The sequence below is a fragment of the Mucilaginibacter sp. P5_A6 genome, assembly GCF_056400585.1.
In genome coordinates this window covers 406,030-424,917 of the sequence record NZ_JBFUKZ010000001.1, presented here as the reverse complement: position 1 = coordinate 424,917, position 18,888 = coordinate 406,030, and the positions used below count along the sequence as shown (strand labels likewise).

The window sequence follows — 18,888 nt, the reverse complement described above, 5'->3', positions numbered from 1 at the left end:
TTTAAAGTGTCATGTTAATACCGAATGTAAACGACTTGGTAGGAGGAGTATCAATGGCTAAACTTCCTGCTGTTTCGGGGTCAAGACCATGATAAGTATTGCGGTACGGAGAAAAAAGTATAAATGGGTTTTGCGCCGTGGCGTATATCCTTAATGACTTTGCTTTAATACGTTTTGTTATTGATTCGGGCATATAATAACCCAGGGTAGCGCTCCTTATTTTAAGAAAAGTACCATCAAAATAGCTTAGCAACGACGAGTAAGGCGTATTGGTTGCTGCGGAATTTGGCTTAGGATAATAATTTTGATGATTGGTTGGTGTCCAGTAATCCTCATTTATATTATTGTAATTACCCTGGAAGGTGTTGACAAAACCACCGCTCTGAAATAACCTTGACGTTATTGTGCCGCCAACCCTATAAACTCCTACAACGGTAAAATCAAATCCTTTAAAGCCTATCCGGTTGGTAAATCCACCTGTATATTTTGGCTGATCGGATCCGAGTATTATCCTGTCGCTGGCATTAATCTTTCCATCTTTATTTACATCTTCTACTTTTATGGTACCTATAACAGAACCGGTTCCGGTAATGGTAAGTCCCAGGCTTTTAGCCTGAGCAGTATCGGCAGCCGTATTTTGCCAGATGCCGGTTTTTTTATAATCAAATATAGCGCCGAGGGGTTGCCCAACGAACAGGTTGTTAGTGATATCCTGGCTAACACCGTTTGATAATTTGGTTACCTTGCCCCTGTTAAAGGTGATATTAAAACCGGTAGACCAGCTAAAGCTATTTCTTCCATTACCAGGTATATTAATAGTATTTAAGCTTATTTCGATACCTTTATTTTGTGTTTGGCCCACATTGGTTAAAATACTGTTGGGGATACCCGATGTTGGCGGTAAGGACAACGGTAACAACAATGACCGTGTACGCTGCTGATAGGCATCAACCGCACCGGTGATGCGCCCCTGGAAAAAGCCGAAATCAACCCCTGCATTTAATGTAGATGTATATTCCCATGTAAGGTTAGGATTAGGGACGCTTGTTGGATAAGCGCCGGTTAGGTTTGTAGAGCCAAAATTGTAAGTAACTGATGATAAAGCACCCAGCGTTTGGTAAGGATCAATTGCTGTATTACCAACCGTGCCGTAGCTTACACGTAATTTAAGGTTTGATAATACGCGCGAATCACTTAAAAAGCTTTCCTGGGTAACATTCCAGGCAGCGGCCGCTGAAGGGAACACATGATATTTGTTACCCGGAGCCAAACGGGATGACCCATCTGAACGCATGGTTAATGTAAGCAGGTATTTATTGGCATAACCATAGTTTACCCTTGCCATATAGGAGATAATATCCCATTTAGAATATGTTCCTGTGCCGCTTAAATTGGATCCGTATTGCGGATTAAAATACTGAATACCATCTGATAAAATATTATTGTAACTAAACGAGTTATATTGCGACTGGCTTTCCTGCAAACTGTATAAACCGGTAAAATTTATATGATGCTTTTGTGCAATTACTTTATCGTAAGTTAATATATTTTCAAGCGTGTAATTATAGCTGTAAGTACTTTGGTTAGTTGCGGTTGATGCTCCGCCAAGGTTGTTGGTTGTGGCGCCGGCATAAAAGTTTCCGTATACATCGGGCCGTATTTCGGCACCACCATTAAACCTGTATTTTAAGCCCGGTGCAAGATTGGCTTCTGCATATAGTGTAGTAAAAGTTCCAAATCTTTTCCGGGTTTCAACAACCGCATTCGGAACAAAATTAGCAAGGGGATTCCATACCTGGTTAGCGCTTCCGGCTGTAAAACCTACCAGTTTCCCGGTAGCATCATCATATGGAGTTGAAAGCGGGCTTGCCCTTAAGGCCTGGCCAAGCGGGTTGGCATTTTCGCCATTGGTATAACTCAATGTGTTCAGGCTGCTTAAACCAACTTTAACATATTTACCCAATTGCTGATCGATACTAAGCTTAATGGAGTAACGTGCAAAAGACTGGCCGAAATAAATACCTGTTTCATTATAATACCCGCCAGATATGGCATATTGAGTTAGTTCGCTCCCACCTGTAACACCTAACTGATGATCGGTTACAAAACCGTTTCTATAGATAAGATTCTGCCAGTCGGTACTGCGCCCGGTATTAATGGATGTTACCTCCTGGGGAGCAAATGAGCCATCTGTTAAAAACTTTGGATCATCGAGCCCCGTATATTTACCAGGGTTTCCATTGATAAGGCCCCATTTTTTCAGATCTGTAAATTGCGGGCCATTCATAATATTATAATGCCCTAATGGTTGGTTATAACCGGCATAACCACTGTAGGATATAACCGGGCCGCCTTTTTTCCCCCGGCGGGTAGAAACCAACAAAACACCGTTAGCACCCCTCGAACCATAAATAGCGGTTGAAGACGCATCCTTTAATACTTCTAAGGAGGTGATATCATCCGGGTTTATATCATTAAGGCTCCCATTAAAAGGAAGTCCATCAACTACAATCAAAGGAGCATTTGAAGCATTTTTTGACCGGGTTCCCCTGATTAAAATAGAGGGTGATGCACCGGGATGATTATTACCTCCACTTTTTTGAATATCAACGCCGGCGGCCTGTCCCTGTAACGCCTGACCTATATTTGCGGCCGGAATGTCGCGAAGCGCCTGCTCATTAACAGAAACTATTGAACCTGTTATATCTGATTTTTTCTGAACGCCATAACCAACCACAATAACATCACTCAGTGATTTCAGGTCGCTTGTCATGGTTACATTAATAACCGTTTGATTGTTTACGGCTACCTTTTGTGTTTTATACCCGATAGAAGAAAATACAAGTGTGGCATCCGGGGCCGCTTTAAGCGTATAATCGCCATTTGTGTTAGTAATAACGCCCTTAGTGCTACCTTCAATCACTACAGAAACACCAGGTAACGACCCATTTGCATCCGACACCTTACCTGTAATTGTAATATCTGCAGATACATTATTTATATTCGGCCCATCGGTTTCATTGGTTGTTAAACTGGTTTTTAATGATGCTGTTTTCTCATAAATTACAATACCATCGTTAATTTCTTTAAAAGTGAGTTGGGTTTTAGAAAATAAATAATTAAGTACACTACTCAACCTTTCCTCTTTAAATTTATTGGGTTTAATGGAATAACCCTTTAAATCTTCGGGGTTATATGAAAATTTAATGCCCGTTTGCTTTTCGAGCTTACTGATAGAGCTTTGCAGGCTTTCTTTGCCAAATGAAATTTTGACAAGGGTGGCTGAAATTTGGCTCTCTGCTGTTTTAGCCAGCAATAACTGGCAAAACACCAGCGAACAAACTATTACAGTTATTGATACTTTCATGAAAAAAGTAAAAGATTTAGTCAATTTTTTTATCATCTTTACAGAGTTTTTGTTTAAAAACTGTGTAAATCATTGGTTTAGCTTCGAACCTGCCAATAACTTACATTAACTACAGTGTCAGTGTCCGTTAAGCTTTGCTCATGGACATTGACATTTTTTGTTTATTATCTGTTAACTTTTTTTTCCAATAAAACCTCCTTCCCGCTTATTGTATAGTTAACATGGTGTATCGTCTTAATAATTTCAAGCACCTGCTGTAAATTATCCTTATCTGAAAAATGAATAGTTGTTGGTAATGCATTCATTTTATTATGATCATAGTTAACATGAATGTTATAGATGTTTTCCAGCCTGAGCGTTAATTCGGCAAAAGAAACATTGTATAAATTAACCTCATTGGTTCGCCAGGCAGCTATCTTTCGCGAATCAACTTTGCGGATAATATGCTGATTATTTAGCTGATCGTAAGTAACTTCATTATCACGTGCAAGTACACCAAAGCTGTTAATACCTTTTCCAACCTCAACAAGCCCCCTTGTTACAGTTACCCTTACATCGCTAACCTTTTTGAAGTACTTTATATTGAAGGCCGTTCCTAAAACACGTGCGTGTAAACCGCCATAGTGAACTATAAAAGGAGAATGTTCATTATGCTTTATATCAAAATAAGCTTCGCCGTTAATCAGCTGTATCTCGCGGGTTTCGCCAAACCTATCGGGATATTTTATAGATGAACCTGAATTTAACCATACCGTTGATCCATCGGGCAGAGAAATAATATTTATATGTCCCTTTGCGGCGGCTACCGTAACAAAATTGATTCTATTTTTAAAAGAAAGTTTAAGACCCAATGCTATAGAGCAACACAGCAGCACAAATGAGGCTGCAACAGCATATTTGCCAGGTGTTGTTTTTATAAAATACCATTTGCCATAAATCTCTTTATGGATGTTGGTTAACATCTGCTTCTCTACCGCCTTCATTGCCTCCTCATCTTGCAGATGTGCTTCACCAGCTACAGGCTTATGACCAGGCTTCAGCCATTTTATCATTATTATAAAAGTGTATTTGGTTTTAAAATATCCTGCTTACAAGGCAGTTCATGCATTGGTACGTATAATACAAGCCCAACTGGTTTTGGTACCAGATTTATTTTAAAAAAAGGAAAATTATTACCAGGAATACGTCCAATCCGGTACGTAATATTTTGAGGGCATTGGAGATCTGATTTTTTACTGTTCGGGGGGCTATGTTGAGCATCTCGGATATTTCGCTGATGGATAAGTTTTGTTGACGGGATAATACAAATACCTGCTGCATTTTACCGGGAAGTTCTTTAATACGGCCTTCAATTGTAAGTGCGAGCTCTTTGGCAATTAAATCGTCTTCATTAGTAAATTCGTTACCGCCGCTTAACTGCAAAAGTTCATCCACACCTTTTTTCCTGACTGCATCCTTTTTATAAAAGTTAATAATATTATTCTTCAGCGCTCTTAACAGGTAAGATGAATTATATTGATCGGGGCAAAGATTAAACCGGCATTTCCATAAACTGATAAAAACCGTTTGAACAAGATCCTTCGCATCGTCGGGAGAACCTGTTGAACGATATGCCACCTGATATAAGACCCTCCAGTTTCTTTTATAAAACTCATCAAAGGCCCGGATATCTCCTTGCTTAATTAACGTTATTAACTCTACTTCAGACAGCATTTTTCATCTAATAAATAATACAGTCTCCCTTTAAGTAAGCCTATATTACTAATAATTGGTTTTTTGATAATTGGTATCGCAATTAAATTATAATTACGGCTTGTTTATGCAATTAATTTAGCAATTTATTCATCTATATTGCTATCTGGTTAATTACACTAAAGTTAATTTATCAGCTATTAAACAGCCCCATTTTATTTATAAGTATAAATTATTTATACGATGTTAACTGGCTTATAATTTTTGACAGAATTCATTCTGCCACCATTTAAAAGTATATTAAAAATTGGATAAGTACAAAATAGCAACATAAATGTTACTTAAAAACCTGCACCTATATTTTAACGCAAGACACTTATTCACTGCATTTTATATTTCCCAATAATCAAAACCAGCTTTTTTATCCTTTGTTAATTAAACTATTTCCTTTTGGGTATCTGCGCCAGGAGCCATTTAGTTATATCTATTGCCACTTTATCGTTTTCGAAACCAAATGTTGCCGGAAGCCGCCCGTTGGTGTATTCATTATATATCCACGGGTCGCCAACTGCAAACACTATCCCCCTTCCATAACGGGCAATGGCTACAATCACTTTATTACTATCTGTAAGTACCGGTTTTGCATTTAGCGATAATTTAAGCGTTGCTATGTCCTTCAAATAAATCTTCCTGGCCGTTTTAATTACAGGATTATCCGGGGGCACATTTATCGCTCCCATTTCAAATTGCTTGTCAATAACATGCTTATACAAATCATCATTAAAATGGATCCCAAATTTTTCAGCAAGGTTATTTAAATGAGGTAGTTCGGCATTAGCGCTGTCATTTGCAAGCATTACCAACACGCCACCATTTTTAACCCAATCGGTTATGGCTTCAACATGTCGGGGCTCAATATAATTAGGATTGGCCGTTTCTTTCCTCGTATCAGGGTCAACAATAATATAAATATCAGTACCTTTTAAACTTTCTGCGCTGGGTTCGGCTGTAAGGCTTTTCAGGCTTGCGCCATTCTGTTTAAAAATATCCCCCCATATTGAATATCCGGAACTTTTGGTATCCTCCCAGGTATAATGAAAACGCTCCATTGTACCCGATGCATTTTTACGATATTCATTATTAAAGAAATAATCCAAAGTAACGGTTTTAGTTTGAGCCCTTGCTGCAGGTATAATTATTCCGGCAAGCAATGCTATTATAGTGTATTGTTTAAATTGCATCAGTAGCTTATTTAAATTTTAATTCTCTGCATTTATCTCTATTACCATGCTGGTTAACGGGATTAACTTTCCCGGGGTTAAATTAAGCCCCATGGTCATCAAATAATCACCACTAAAAACATGACCATTTTCTGCAAGGTTTGACCTGGCGCCCGGCATAAGGTTTGTTTCTTCCACTTTATATAATTTTTGATTGTCCAATCYCTGTAGCCGCACCCTGTTAAATACTTCTTTATACCTTGTGTTAAGGTTGTAATTAAACAAAACAGCCTTTGACTTTTCGGCATTTACATACATAGCCACCATGCGGTTTTCATCATAGGGAGAAATAATACGGTACAGATCGCCAAACCAGATTGTATTGTTTAGCCGGCTATAGTTTTTAACAGCCTGCTTGCTAAACTGCAATTCCTCATCGGTCATTTTGCTTACTTTAATATCATACCCCAGCTTACCCATCATGGCAACATCTGTACGGAATTTGATAGATTGTTTTCCCCAGGATGTAACGTGGCTTGAGATAGTTGAGGCCGGGAAAAAATTACTATACCCCCATTGTATATACACGCGCTCCAGGGGATCGGTATCATCACTGGGCCAAAACTCGGTGAAGTATTTTAAAGCCCCATAGTCGGTACGGCCCCCGCCTCCCGAACACAGCATAATAGGTAAATGCGGATATTTTTGTCTTATACGATCCAAGATTTTATAAAGGCTTAAAGTATAATCAACAAACAAAGCCGACTGCCTATCCTTTAAATATGGCGACCAGGTATTACTCATACTCCGGTTACAATCCCATTTAATATATGCCAAGCCAGGATTCTTAGTTAGCATATCAACCACCGTATGGTATACATAGTCGGCTACTTTAGGATTTGTAAGGTCTAACACTAACTGGTTGCGCTGATAATTTTCATCCCGGTTAGGTAATTTTAAAATCCAATCCGGATGCTGCTCATATAGTTCACTTTTAGGATTTACCATTTCCGGCTCAAGCCAAATACCGAATTTTAATCCTTTAGCTTCAGCTTGTTTAACCAAATAGCCTATCCCGTTTGGTAGTTTTGCCTTGTTCTCCTGCCAATCTCCTAATCCCGCTTTGTCGTTATCACGGGGGTATTTGTTTCCGAACCATCCGTCATCAAGTAAAAACAGATCGACACCCAGTTTTGTAGCATCATCAAATAAGCCTACCAGTTCTTTTTCATCAAAATTAACATGTGTAGCCTCCCAGTTATTTAATAAGGTGAGGCGCGGTTTATTGCCATCCAGTACACCATAATTGCGTGCCCATTGATGCAAATTCCGGCTCGCCTGTCCCTTTCCTGTAGTTGAGTAAGTAAAAATAAATGCCGGGGTTACAAAGGTTTCGCCTTTTTTTAATTTATAGGTTGATGCATAGGGGTTAATGCCCGATATTACTCTTAACGCGTTGCGTTCATCTATTTCAAAATGGAATTGAAAATTGCCTGTCCAGGCTAATGTACCTGCAATTAGCTCTCCGGTTGTTTCATCTGCCGGTTTATTTAGTGCGAGGAAAAATACCGGGGTTTGGTACATATCTGCACGGGTGCCTAATTTACTGTCTATCTCTTTTACACCGCTTGTAAGCTTGCTTTCCTGCATTTTCATTTCAGAGGCCCAATCGCCGTGAAACTGCGTAAGCCAATAATCTTTAGCCTCAAAATGCAACATAGATGAAGCGTAATTTTCCAAGGTTATTTCACCTTTTTCATCATTTTTTATTTCGGCCCACGATTTTATGATATCCTCCTTATTAAAAGCCTGGTAATGCAATATTACCTGCACCGGATATTTGGGATCCTGCAACAATATGTTGGTTTCTGAAATATTTTCGTCTAAATTTTTTGTTGTGTGATTTACATACCTTAGCTCGAGCGATGGGTTACCGTCGCTATGAATTAAGCGGATGGCGGGTTGTAACAGGTCTTCCATCCCCCCGGTAATATAGGCTTCATGTTTATTATTGGGGATTAAGCTATTATCTGTTTGATTTAAAAACCGTTTCCCCAGGTATGCCTGGTATACCCTGTTATTGGCACCTACTTTAAGTACTACACTTGTGTTTTTTGTTGTTATAGTTATTATTTCTTTACCGGTTTGCGCGCTTGCAGCAGCACCGACAAAAAAAAGTACCAGGTAAATATATAGTACTAATTTATTCATATAAAGAGGTTGATTTTACCTGGATAAACTCTCTTTGATAATTTAAAGGGCTTTTGCCGGTAATCCGTTTAAAATATTTATGAAAATTTGCAAAATTGTTGAAGCCGCTTTCATAACATAATTGCTTTAAGGGCAGCCTGTTTTCTATAAGTAATTTACAGGCATGCCCAACTTTAATCTCCAGCAAAAATTTAGAATAGGTTTTGTGCGTGCGCGATTTAAAATACCGGCAAAATGAGTTTGGACTAACCCCAGCCAATTCGGCAAGTTCATCCATATGTATTTTATTTTTAAAGTTGGCCAGTGAATACTCATAAATAACATTGATGCTGTCATTTCGCGACTCCTCAACATTCGGGCTAAATCCTATTGATGATAAACTATCGGCCTGGTCACATTCGGCAATGGCATTTAATACCTCCATCAATAATAATATTCTTTTTGCCCCTTCGGCTACAAGCAGCCTTCCCATAATTTCGGCAATAGCTTTTTTTGCTTTTCCGGTAATTTGTATCCCACGCCTGGCTTTTTCCAGAACAGTTTTTATCATTTTGTTCTCTGGGAGTTGCAAAAAATCATTTCCCCAAAAATTTTCGCAAAAATGAGCAACCCTGATATCAACTTCGGCACTATTTTCCCTGGAAAAATAGATATCATCAAACCGCCAGTAATGCGGCAGATATGATCCTACCATTACAATATCGCCGGTGTTAAACTGCCGTATATTATCACCTATAAATTGGGTTCCGCTACCTTTTTCAAAGTGGATCAACTCAACTTCCGGGTGATAATGCCATTTGTTATTAATAGAAGGAACCAGGTCGCGCCGTACGCTAAAGGACTGAGCCGGACCAGAAGATACTTTTAACAATTGTGGTTTCATTTAACTTAATTTACCATTAACAATAGTTCAAATTATTAATCAAGCGCCCCGGTTTTTATTTCACCAGCAAGTTTGCCTGTTTGGGTATTCACATCTCCCTTAACCACAAGCTTAATTACTGTGGCAATACCATCAACAGCCTTATCGGTTACATTTATAGTTACGCCATCATTATTAGCCCCGGTTTTTAAACTGCCGCCCCCGTCAAGCATTTTAGCACTAACAACTTCATTTTTTAACCCTGGAATTACCAGTTTACCATCGGCGGGCCAGTTAAATACGGAAAAATACAGGATTGTATTTTTACCATAGGGCTTAAGGGTGCAACGCCCCCAGCTTAGCGGTTGTAACGGGCTTGCCTTGGTAGCGTATATTGCTTCGCTGTTTACCTTCATCCATTCGCCCATCTTTTTTAAAGTAGTTATGCTTTCCTGCGGGAACTCGCCCTCGGCAGTGGGACCAACATTTAACAGGTAATTTCCACCTTTTGAAGCTATATCAACTAAGTTGTGGATCAACGTTTCGGCGGTTTTCCACTTATGGTCGTAACTTTTATAACCCCAGGTTCCATTCATGGTCATGCAGGTTTCCCAGTCTTTTCCGTCAAGCTCACTAAGGTTAGGGATCTTTTGTTCGGGTGTTTTATAATCGCCGGCAAAATTGGGGCGTTTAAGCCGGTCGTTGGTGATGATATTGGGCTGTAGTTTTAACACGTCCTGAAGTTTTTGCGCAAACTCGTCCGTCATTGCTGTTGGCGTATCCCACCAAATTACAGCAACATCGCCATAATTAGTAAGCAGCTCTTTTACCTGCGGTACGGCTACTTTATCAATATATTGAGCCATAGTGTTTGAGGTTTGTGCAGGGTCCCAATGGCCGCTGTTCTCTTTGGTATAGGCATCAATCTTTGCCGAATCGGGGTTTGCCCAGCCTTCGCTGCTTATTTTACGTGCCGCTGCACCACCGGGGTTATTCCAGTCCTGGGCCTGTGAATAATAAAAGCCCAGTTTAATACCATATTTGCGGCAAGCTGCAGCTAATGGTTTTAAAACATCTTTACCATAAGGTGTAGCGTCGGCAATATTCCATTTACTGGCGTTTGATTTAAACATGGCAAAACCATCATGATGCTTTGCAGTTATCACAATGTATTTCATGCCTGCCTCTTTAGCCAGTTTTACCCAGGCGTCCGGATTGTATTTTACAGGATTAAACTTTTTAGCGTACTGTTGGTATTCGGCTACCGGGATTTTACCCCTGTTCATGATCCACTCTCCTCCACGTCCTACCTCATGCCCCTTGTATACGCCTCCCAATCCGGCATAATCGCCCCAGTGAATAAACATTCCGAAACGGGCTTCGCGCCACCATTTCATACGTTCGTCTCGGGTAAGCTCTTTTTGAGCAAAAACAGTATGCGTAAATAATAGCAATAGCAAACAAGCTATAAAATGTTTTTTCATATTGGTTTACTTTTTAGCGGGTTACCGCTATGGTTTATAATGATTTGCAATTATGCTAATTGGTTATGAGCACGCGTTTGCACCGCTCTTACCCTAAGATACAAGCACGATGATGTTTGGTACCACCTCGGATCGGTAATAATCTACGAAAACGTTATAGTAGGGTCATATTTTGCTCTTCGGGCCTGTTTGCTCAAGATACAGGCCCAAATTGTTTATTGCGATAGGTCCGCTGGCTTTAAGTATAGTCAGTTTAACTTTCCAGGCTGTTGTGGCCGGAAATTTCAGGGTCTGTTTCTTTCCAACCACTCCACTCCCTCCAGCTAATAATTTCCAGTCGCTATTTACCATCGCTTCAATTTTATAGCTGTTTATATGCTGTCCCAGCGCCTCGCTGAATTGAAAGGTATTGAGGTCAACAGGGCCTTCCATATCAATCTCAATCGTAGCCTTTGTTACGCCCTCGTCTGCACACCAATAAGTGTTGCTGTTTCCGTCAATTGCTTTCTCTCCACCAAATTCACGGGAATTGCCTTTAACATTGCTGGTGTTTACCGGGCGGTTTAGCGCCAGGTTTAAACCGGGTGGTTTATTATAATCTGTTTCAACCGGAGAGGCTTTTACTTGTTTATTAGGAAACATGCGCACTGTGTTCGCCGCATAACCTATATTTCTTAATCCTGTTATTCCCAGCCTATCTGCCAGCTGTGCCAGGTAAAGGCTTTGTATAGCAACCGGAAACCCGTGAGAATCAAAGTTACCTTCCGCTAAAACCGGACTGCTATCAAACAGTCTTGCTGTTTGCTCCCTTTTGCCAATACATCCGATAGCCCAGTTTACTGCACCAGGCGGGTTTTGGATTATATATGTTTTGGCAACGCAATTCCAGGCAACGGCCCAGCCCATCGTCCAGCCGTGGCCAGAGCCTGCGGCACCACGATTCATAAAATCTATACCTCCATCAGGTACCGTACAGTTATCAACCAATAGGCCGGTAGCCCATCGTTGGTGGGGCTGTATGCGACTGCCTATACCCTTAAAAGTGCAATTAAGCAAAACATTAGGCCCCGGAATTAATGAAGATGTCCAAACAAAATAAGTATTGCCACCTGTAATTTCGCAACGGTCAATCAGGTTTTCGCTCCCTTCCAAACTAAAATCCGTTGGTTTAGATGCGCCAAGATTTGCATAAGTATGCTTAACAATAACCTTTTCCATAGTGATCCTGCTGCCGGCAAGCACAGTTGTATTCATTGTTTCTTCGCAAAACACATTTTTAACCCAGCAGTCATCACCGCCAACGCGTATACCGGCATAGGGGGCATGTCCGTAATCAATTTCGAGGGGCGGGCATTGGATATGAATATTTTCTATCCCAACCTGTGTAACACGCGGTACAGACTTTACTTTTACAACCTCAATACCTGGCGTATTTAAAAACCTGGAATCATAAGAATCAGCAAGCGGGATATTCACGGTTAATTTGTTGCTCGAAATGGCTGTAATCCTTCTTTTGCTAATACCCGTTGCGCCTGTTTTGATCCATGTTTGCGATTTACCCTCGCGGGTCATATTATCCATTCCCATAAAATGAACCCAGTTTTCGGTTACCGGTCTGTTAATGACTATGGTATCTCCAATTGCAAATCCAGACACATCCGCCACAGTAAAAGCTATTGCGCCCGACGGTACATAAGCATCGGTAATTAAGGTTTTGATGGTGTTTACAATATCGCTATCTGATCTTTCTGTTTTTCCTAATGGCACATTTATGTTGCCTCGGCCAATTATTATAGCAGTATGAGGGCTACCAACCATTTTTATTGTAGTTCTTCCGGTTCCACTACTATTACTACCCCGCAATACTATTCCAGGGGTTGACAAAATGATTGAACCAGAACAAATAAATACTCCAGGAGCCAGCTCCACTGCTCCTCTAAATCCATTCTTTAATGGCATTGCCGCCACCTGGTTAATGGCGTTCTGAATTAATTGAGTATCATCGTTTCCGCCTGATGGTTTTACCAAACATTTTACGGGCACAACAGGCAACGCCACACCACCACCCATATAACCGGCTTGCGAAAAATCCATGATCTTATCGCCGGTTGGCGTGGTTTTATAAACCAGTTTGCCATTAGTACCACGATAAACCCACTGGCTTGTTCCTTTTTGCGCAAATGTGTTAACAGCAATTAACCAGCATAGGATGAATGCAGTAATATTTTTCATTGATATAAATAATTCTTTTGTGCTTAATGCTTAGCGTAATAACCTACATCTGCAGCATCAAAAACATGTGCTTTAACAGTTGCAGTGCTAAGCTCATCTGCCCCGATATCAAAAGGTGCAATACGGGGCTGCCCGTCCATATCAACATTAACGCCGGGATAAGATGCAGTTGCATGATCAATGGCAGGGCTGCCGGATTGAAGGTGATAAGTACCTGAAGATGTTTTAACCAGTTTAGGATCAACTGTTTTATAACCCTCAGCGGGTATATTACCGGCATCCTTTACATTGTACAAAATATTGCCTGCCCACTGCGGGTTGGTATAAGGCCCTGAAATAGCGGCCGCAGATCCCCCACCCTGAATAATATTATTGACCACTTTAACATAAGTGGCTCCCATTCCATTCTTCCGTTCTGTTTGAATAATATTTTCCTTATTGTTAATCAGCGTGTTAAATCCAATCAATATCCTGTCGGGCCGGTCATGAGCGGTTAGCTGTGCACCATCAGCTACTTCACCGTCGCCATTACCAATTACCATGGCCGAACTGCAATTTTCAAAATAATTACTATAGATCAGGTGGTCGTCACCAAAAATGCGAAGTCCCGGCGTATTGAAGAAATAATTGCCGTAAACCAAACTTTTGTTGCCATGGCGTAAAGTAAACTGAGCCGGACAATCCCGAATGGTATTATACCTGAGTGTTACCGCCGACGCTTTAACCGAGATCAATTCATTCTCGCCCTGGCACTTTTCAAATAAATTATACTCAACAATACTATTGCTTGATGATAAACTAAAACCGCTTAACCCAAACTGAAGCGCTTCGGCACCGTTTTTACCGCCCTGGCTGGCAAAATTGTTAAAATAGTTATGATGAATATGCAATCTTTCGGCAATTTGCTTCCCTTCGCCACGGATAGCGATAAACCGTCCCATGGCATTTTTATTTTGAAAGGTATTATAATCAATTTCCTGGTCGCTGCCGGCAACGGTCAGTTCCTCGCCATCACCCGGGTTTTCAAAAAGATTTTGTGTAAAACGGCAATAGCTTGTACCTACGCCTGTTTTTGCACGGCCGGCGGCATGTGTAAATTTAAAGCCCCGTATAACAATATATGCTGCCGGGTTCATCAGGCTAAAGCCACCTTTCCCAGTAATTTCCGCCCTGCCTAAGTTTTGTGCGGTAATTGTTATGGGCTCCTTCTCAGTACCTTTATTATTAACAATAATATCCTCTGTTGTTGTATAAACGCCATCAGTAAGGGTAATCAGGTCACCAGGTTGAGCCTTATTAATGGCCTTTTGCAAATCGGCAATAGAAGACACTGTTATAGTATTTGCTAAAAGTATTGTTGAAGAAAATAACGATAAAACAATAAATACAAAAGCTATCCTGACGCTAATACTTTTTAAATAAATCTGAAGGTGTTTCTTATACATTATCATAGGTTTTTTTATTGGATGGATATGACAACGCTAACTTCGACTTAATTTTTATTGGTTTAATTGCACAAAAAAGCTAATTGGTATGCTGAATTGACCATACCATTATTGTTACAATTGAGTAGAAAACTACTCACGCAACCCTACTACCTGTACAGCTATCCCGAACGTTGACACCTGGGGTATCAGCCTTGCAGAATAGACGCTGGAAGAATAAAAACAGAGAAAGGATACCTATTTATTAAAAACGCTCTGCCATGTGTAAAATCATAGCAGGGCGTTTTGGCTCAATACCCGTTTTTTTGGCTGTGCTTAGGATTTAAAAATCAACTTTTTGAACGCTATTGGTCGCGTGTTTATATAGTTGCCTACAGATATCTTAAAGACGAAGAAGCATATCGGCCAATTGAAAAAATTAAAAGAGAATTTGCCAATAACTTTATAGCTATCAAAATCACATATGGTTTAAATCAATTTCCTATATTTGCGCAAATGCTCCCGTAGTTCAACGGATAGAATTATGGTTTCCGGTACCATCGATATGAGTTCGAATCTCGTCGGGAGCACTAAATGCGACTACATTGCTACCAAAGGATTGCTGCAAAAAGAGCAATCCTTTTTTTATTGACTTCCAATAAGTTGCAGGCAAACACATGGTTAACCCCCGGTGTCCTAAATGCCCCATCACTATCTAAGATTTTAATTTCTTTCATTTGATTTACGCATTTATGATTAAACCAAACTGTTCTCTGGTATTGAATGAGCGCCAATAAACTCATCCGGGAAGCTGATGTGCTTCAACTTTAGCTCATCTTCTATCTGCCTGATCGCTTTAACCGTTTTCATGAACGAGTCGGGGGTTACAGAAATGGTATCAATTCCTTCTTCAACCAGGAACTGGGCAAAATCTGGAAAATCGGATGGTCCCTGGCCGCAGATTCCCACTTTTACCTTCATTTCTTTAGCTACACGTATCAGGAAAGAGATCATCATTTTTACAGCCTCATTACGCTCATTATATAAACCTGCTACCAGCGATGAATCCCGGTCGAGCCCCAATACCAATTGGGTAAGGTCATTCGAGCCAATAGAAAATCCATCAATATGCGCCGCGAATCGCCTGGCTAATATCACGTTTGATGGAACTTCGGCCATTAAAAAAACCTCCAGCTTATTTTCGCCTCTCTTTAAGCCAAAACTATCCATGGTATTGTAAACCATAAGCAATTCATTAACCGTACGGCAAAAGGGTATCATCACCACAACATTATCCAGGCCCATCACCTCCCGTACTTTCTTTATGGCTTTGCATTCCATCCCGAAAGCTTCCTTGTACACCTCAGAATAGTAACGTGATGCACCCCGCCAGCCAATCATCGGATTTTCCTCTACCGGCTCAAAGTATTTACCTCCCGGCATATTGAAATATTCGTTGGTCTTAAAATCCGAAAATCTTACAATTACTTTATTAGGGTAAAAGGCAGCCGCAATTTTTGCAATACCGTATGATAGCTTTTCAATAAAAAACGCCTCCCCATTTTCGTAACCCTTCGTTACCCCGGCAATATGTTCGGTTAAGGCAGTATCGTTTAGCTGCTCATGCTTAAGCAAAGCCATAGGATGCACCTTGATATAGTTGTTGATGATAAATTCTTCCCTGGCCAAACCAACGCCCTTGTTTGGGTAATGCGCATAATGAAAAGCCATATCCGGCGATGCCACATTCATCATTACCGGTGTGGTGGTTTCCGGAAGATCTTTGAGACTATGCTCCACTTTATCAAAAGAAATGATGCCTTCATATATGATACCAGCCTCTCCTTCGGCACAGGACACTGTTATCAGCTGGCCGGTTTTCAATAGTTCGGTGGCATTTTCGCACCCTACTATTGCCGGAACCCCTAATTCGCGGGCCACTATGGCAGCATGGCATGTGCGGCCGCCTTTATTGGTGACGATGGCTGCCGCTTTTTTCATTACGGGCTCCCAGTCCGGATCGGTCATATCTGTAACCATGATATCCCCTGGCTGAAAATTTATGTCATGGATATTTTGTTTTTCAAGGCCTTCCAGTAAGTGCACCCTGCCGGATGCTATTTTGTCGCCTACGGCTATACCTTTTAATACAACCTTTTCATGCCGGTTGTCATCATTAATCTTAAATTCGATAATGGAGCCATCCTCCCTGCGGGAATGTATCGTTTCGGGCCTGGCCTGTACAATAAAAAGCTGCCCCGACAGGCCATCAACCGCCCATTCCACATCCATAGGGCACCATTTGCCTTTGAGTGCGGAATAATAATCTTCTATGATTACAACCCATTTACTCAGCTGCAGTACTTGTTCGTCTGTGAGGCAAAAGCGCTCGGCATCAGCTTTATCGGTTTTAATTACCTGCACTCTTTCAGCTGCACTATTACCGTAAATCATCTTCTGGTGTTTACTGCCCAGCTTTTTTTCAATAATTGATTGGAAACCCATTTTGAGTAAGGGCTTGAACACAATAAATTCATCGGGGCTGATGGAGCCTTGTACAATCATTTCTCCAAGCCCGTATGAACCGTTAATGATCACGGCATCCTTAAATCCACTTTCGGTGTCCAGTGAAAAAGCTACACCCGACACACCCTTATCAGACCGGACCATTTTTTGAATGCAGACCGATAAGCCGATCAAAAAATCATCATAGCCAAACATCTTCCGGTAACTGATAGCTCTATCGGTAAACAGGGAGGCAAAGCAATTTTTTATGGCAATTAAAAGACCTTCTTCGCCGCTTATATTTAAATAGGTATCCTGCTGACCCGCAAACGATGCATCGGGCAAATCCTCGGCTGTAGCAGATGACCTGACAGCGACATCAACATCGGGCTGATCATATTGTGCACAGAGGTTTACATAGCCTTCGGCGATTTGGGCTTTCAGGTCATCCGGAAACAGACCATCCTGAATTAGCTTACGGATACTTGCACCACATTGCATTAATTCCTGCATATCATCCACGTTGGTGCCTGCAACAATTTGTTTTATTCTTTCATCCAGTTTATTGGAAGTGATAAAATGATAGTAGGCTGCAGCGGTTATAATGAACCCGTCGGGAATATTTATCCCAAACCCGCTCAAATTTTGAAGCATCTCGCCCAACGAGGCATTTTTTCCGCCAACAGTTTCAATATCGTTAATCGAAGCCTCGGTTAATTTCAGGATAAATTTTGCTGTTTCCATAAATATTTCGTTTAATCAAAACTACTTATCTAAAAAAAGTCTTCATTTGTAAATAATAATAAAAAATGATACTATATTAACCTATATTCTTTATTATATTAAAATTAAGGTTAGCATAATATAATGAAAACTATATTCTACCCATTTTTTAAAGAGAATACAAATTCTTTCAACGTTGTGGAAAGTAAGTTGTACCATGCGTTCAACGATTTTCATTATCATGCCGAGCTTGAATTGATCTATATAGCGGAAGGAGAGGGAACCTTGCTGATTGGCGATCAGTTTGAACAGGTTAAAGCCAATACCATGATCTTAATAGGCGGAAATGTACCGCACATGTTTAAGTTTGATACGTTCAGGTTTCAGAATGAATTGATGAACCGGGGGAAGATTTCAATTCCGTTAAGGCTTATTACCCTACATTTTGACCCTCATACCTGGGGAGAAAGTTTTTTAAACCTGCCGGAGAATGACACATTGAATCAATTATTTGCCGACTGCCAAAGAGGAATGACGATACAAAGCCACGATCAGGAACTTGTGAAGGACATGATGGTGATGATAATGAATACACCTGCCTATGAACATTTTTCGTTGCTGATTAAACTCTTTACAACCATCGCCACCTGCAAAACTTCCCGGTTTATAACCGAACGTCCGGATAAACATGCCTATAATAAGATTGATGAACAGCGACTATCCAAGATCTATATATACACGCTGAATAATTTTACAAAAACGATCAAACTGAAAGACGTAGCAGACATCATCTACATGTGTCCGAACGCTTTTTGCCGCTATTTTAAATTGCGGACTAATAGAAGCTATTTTGAGTTCCTGATGGAAGTAAGGATCAATTATGCCTGCAAACTGCTGCGCGAAAAGGATTTTAGCACAGTGGTGATCTGTTATAATTCAGGATTCGGAAACCTTTCTAATTTTAACCGGCATTTCAAAGCATTAACAGGAAAAACGCCTTTGGAATATCGAAGAAACTTTTCATCTCAAATCAGGCCGTTACATAAGTTCGTCCATTTGGTAAAGGATTGACTCATAATTTTCTAAAACCGAAACCTATTAAAAGCAAAAAACCGCCTCATATTTAATTATGAGACGGCTCCTTCTTATTAAGAGTCAACAGGGTAAG

General features: G+C 40.5%; 12 protein-coding genes and 1 tRNA gene. 2 read left to right on the top strand and 11 right to left on the bottom strand.

All coding sequences use genetic code 11. The features are described 5' to 3' along the window. Nucleotide 1 precedes the first annotated feature (1 nt). The 9 genes from AC1DO4_RS01765 to AC1DO4_RS01725 form a co-directional block, all read right to left on the bottom strand. Nucleotides 2-3,367, bottom strand: a complete 3,366-nt coding sequence (locus AC1DO4_RS01765) for a SusC/RagA family TonB-linked outer membrane protein (RefSeq protein WP_477412395.1) — start codon at nt 3,365-3,367, stop codon at nt 2-4. A gap of 164 nt (nt 3,368-3,531) precedes the next feature. Next, nucleotides 3,532-4,419: a FecR family protein gene (locus AC1DO4_RS01760; protein ID WP_477412392.1), complete on the bottom strand. Its 888-nt coding sequence runs from the start codon at nt 4,417-4,419 to the stop codon at nt 3,532-3,534. Nucleotides 4,420-4,516: 97 nt separating this feature from the next. After that, a complete protein-coding gene (locus AC1DO4_RS01755) occupies nt 4,517-5,080 on the bottom strand; it encodes an RNA polymerase sigma factor (RefSeq protein ID WP_477412390.1) in 564 nt (187 codons plus the stop codon). Between the two features lie 419 nt (nt 5,081-5,499). Then, nucleotides 5,500-6,300, bottom strand: a complete 801-nt coding sequence (locus AC1DO4_RS01750; protein WP_477412388.1) for a DUF4350 domain-containing protein — start codon at nt 6,298-6,300, stop codon at nt 5,500-5,502. 18 nt (nt 6,301-6,318) lie between these two features. After that, the gene (locus AC1DO4_RS01745) at nt 6,319-8,490 is read right to left on the bottom strand and encodes an alpha-galactosidase (protein WP_477412386.1); all 2,172 of its coding nucleotides are present in this window, start codon (nt 8,488-8,490) and stop codon (nt 6,319-6,321) included. Beyond that, complete coding sequence (locus AC1DO4_RS01740; protein WP_477401442.1) at nt 8,483-9,373, bottom strand: AraC family transcriptional regulator; 891 nt, start codon at nt 9,371-9,373, stop codon at nt 8,483-8,485. Before AC1DO4_RS01740 ends, AC1DO4_RS01745 begins: the two co-directional genes overlap by 8 nt. Nucleotides 9,374-9,408: 35 nt before the next feature. After that, on the bottom strand, nt 9,409-10,836 hold the full coding sequence (locus AC1DO4_RS01735; protein WP_477412384.1) for an alpha-L-fucosidase: 1,428 nt from the start codon (nt 10,834-10,836) through the stop codon (nt 9,409-9,411). 165 nt (nt 10,837-11,001) lie between these two features. Continuing rightward, entirely contained in the window at nt 11,002-13,068 is a 2,067-nt protein-coding gene (locus AC1DO4_RS01730) for a discoidin domain-containing protein (RefSeq protein WP_477412382.1), read from the bottom strand. Nucleotides 13,069-13,091: 23 nt separating this feature from the next. Continuing rightward, a complete protein-coding gene (locus AC1DO4_RS01725; protein ID WP_477412380.1) occupies nt 13,092-14,513 on the bottom strand; it encodes a chondroitinase-B domain-containing protein in 1,422 nt (473 codons plus the stop codon). 497 nt (nt 14,514-15,010) lie between these two features. Between AC1DO4_RS01725 and AC1DO4_RS01720 the strand changes: the two genes are divergently transcribed. Next, nucleotides 15,011-15,082: transfer RNA gene (locus AC1DO4_RS01720), tRNA-Arg, on the top strand. A gap of 18 nt (nt 15,083-15,100) precedes the next feature. On the opposite strand, the gene AC1DO4_RS01715 is transcribed toward AC1DO4_RS01720, so the two are convergent. Both AC1DO4_RS01715 and ppsA read right to left on the bottom strand, forming a co-directional pair. Then, nucleotides 15,101-15,229 (bottom strand): hypothetical protein, encoded by a 129-nt coding sequence (locus tag AC1DO4_RS01715; RefSeq protein WP_477412378.1) that lies wholly within the window; start codon nt 15,227-15,229, stop codon nt 15,101-15,103. A 19-nt stretch (nt 15,230-15,248) separates the two neighbouring features. Then, nucleotides 15,249-17,741 (bottom strand): phosphoenolpyruvate synthase, encoded by a 2,493-nt coding sequence (gene ppsA, locus AC1DO4_RS01710; protein ID WP_477412376.1) that lies wholly within the window; start codon nt 17,739-17,741, stop codon nt 15,249-15,251. A 123-nt stretch (nt 17,742-17,864) separates the two neighbouring features. On the opposite strand from ppsA, the gene AC1DO4_RS01705 reads away from it, so the two are divergent. Continuing rightward, entirely contained in the window at nt 17,865-18,791 is a 927-nt protein-coding gene (locus AC1DO4_RS01705; RefSeq protein WP_477412374.1) for an AraC family transcriptional regulator, read from the top strand. Nucleotides 18,792-18,888: the final 97 nt, after the last annotated feature.

Bases quoted from the DNA above. Each gene is read 5' to 3' on its own strand.
- AC1DO4_RS01750 (WP_477412388.1), bottom strand. From the start codon at position 6,300: ATGCAATTTAAACAATACACTATAATAGCATTGCTTGCCGGAATAATT.
- AC1DO4_RS01740 (WP_477401442.1), bottom strand. From the start codon at position 9,373: ATGAAACCACAATTGTTAAAAGTATCTTCTGGTCCGGCTCAGTCCTTT.
- AC1DO4_RS01755 (WP_477412390.1), bottom strand. From the start codon at position 5,080: ATGCTGTCTGAAGTAGAGTTAATAACGTTAATTAAGCAAGGAGATATC.
- AC1DO4_RS01730 (WP_477412382.1), bottom strand. From the start codon at position 13,068: ATGAAAAATATTACTGCATTCATCCTATGCTGGTTAATTGCTGTTAAC.
- AC1DO4_RS01725 (WP_477412380.1), bottom strand. From the start codon at position 14,513: ATGTATAAGAAACACCTTCAGATTTATTTAAAAAGTATTAGCGTCAGG.
- AC1DO4_RS01765 (WP_477412395.1), bottom strand. From the start codon at position 3,367: ATGAAAGTATCAATAACTGTAATAGTTTGTTCGCTGGTGTTTTGCCAG.
- AC1DO4_RS01715 (WP_477412378.1), bottom strand. From the start codon at position 15,229: ATGAAAGAAATTAAAATCTTAGATAGTGATGGGGCATTTAGGACACCG.
- AC1DO4_RS01735 (WP_477412384.1), bottom strand. From the start codon at position 10,836: ATGAAAAAACATTTTATAGCTTGTTTGCTATTGCTATTATTTACGCAT.
- ppsA (WP_477412376.1), bottom strand. From the start codon at position 17,741: ATGGAAACAGCAAAATTTATCCTGAAATTAACCGAGGCTTCGATTAAC.
- AC1DO4_RS01705 (WP_477412374.1), top strand. From the start codon at position 17,865: ATGAAAACTATATTCTACCCATTTTTTAAAGAGAATACAAATTCTTTC.
- AC1DO4_RS01760 (WP_477412392.1), bottom strand. From the start codon at position 4,419: ATGATAAAATGGCTGAAGCCTGGTCATAAGCCTGTAGCTGGTGAAGCA.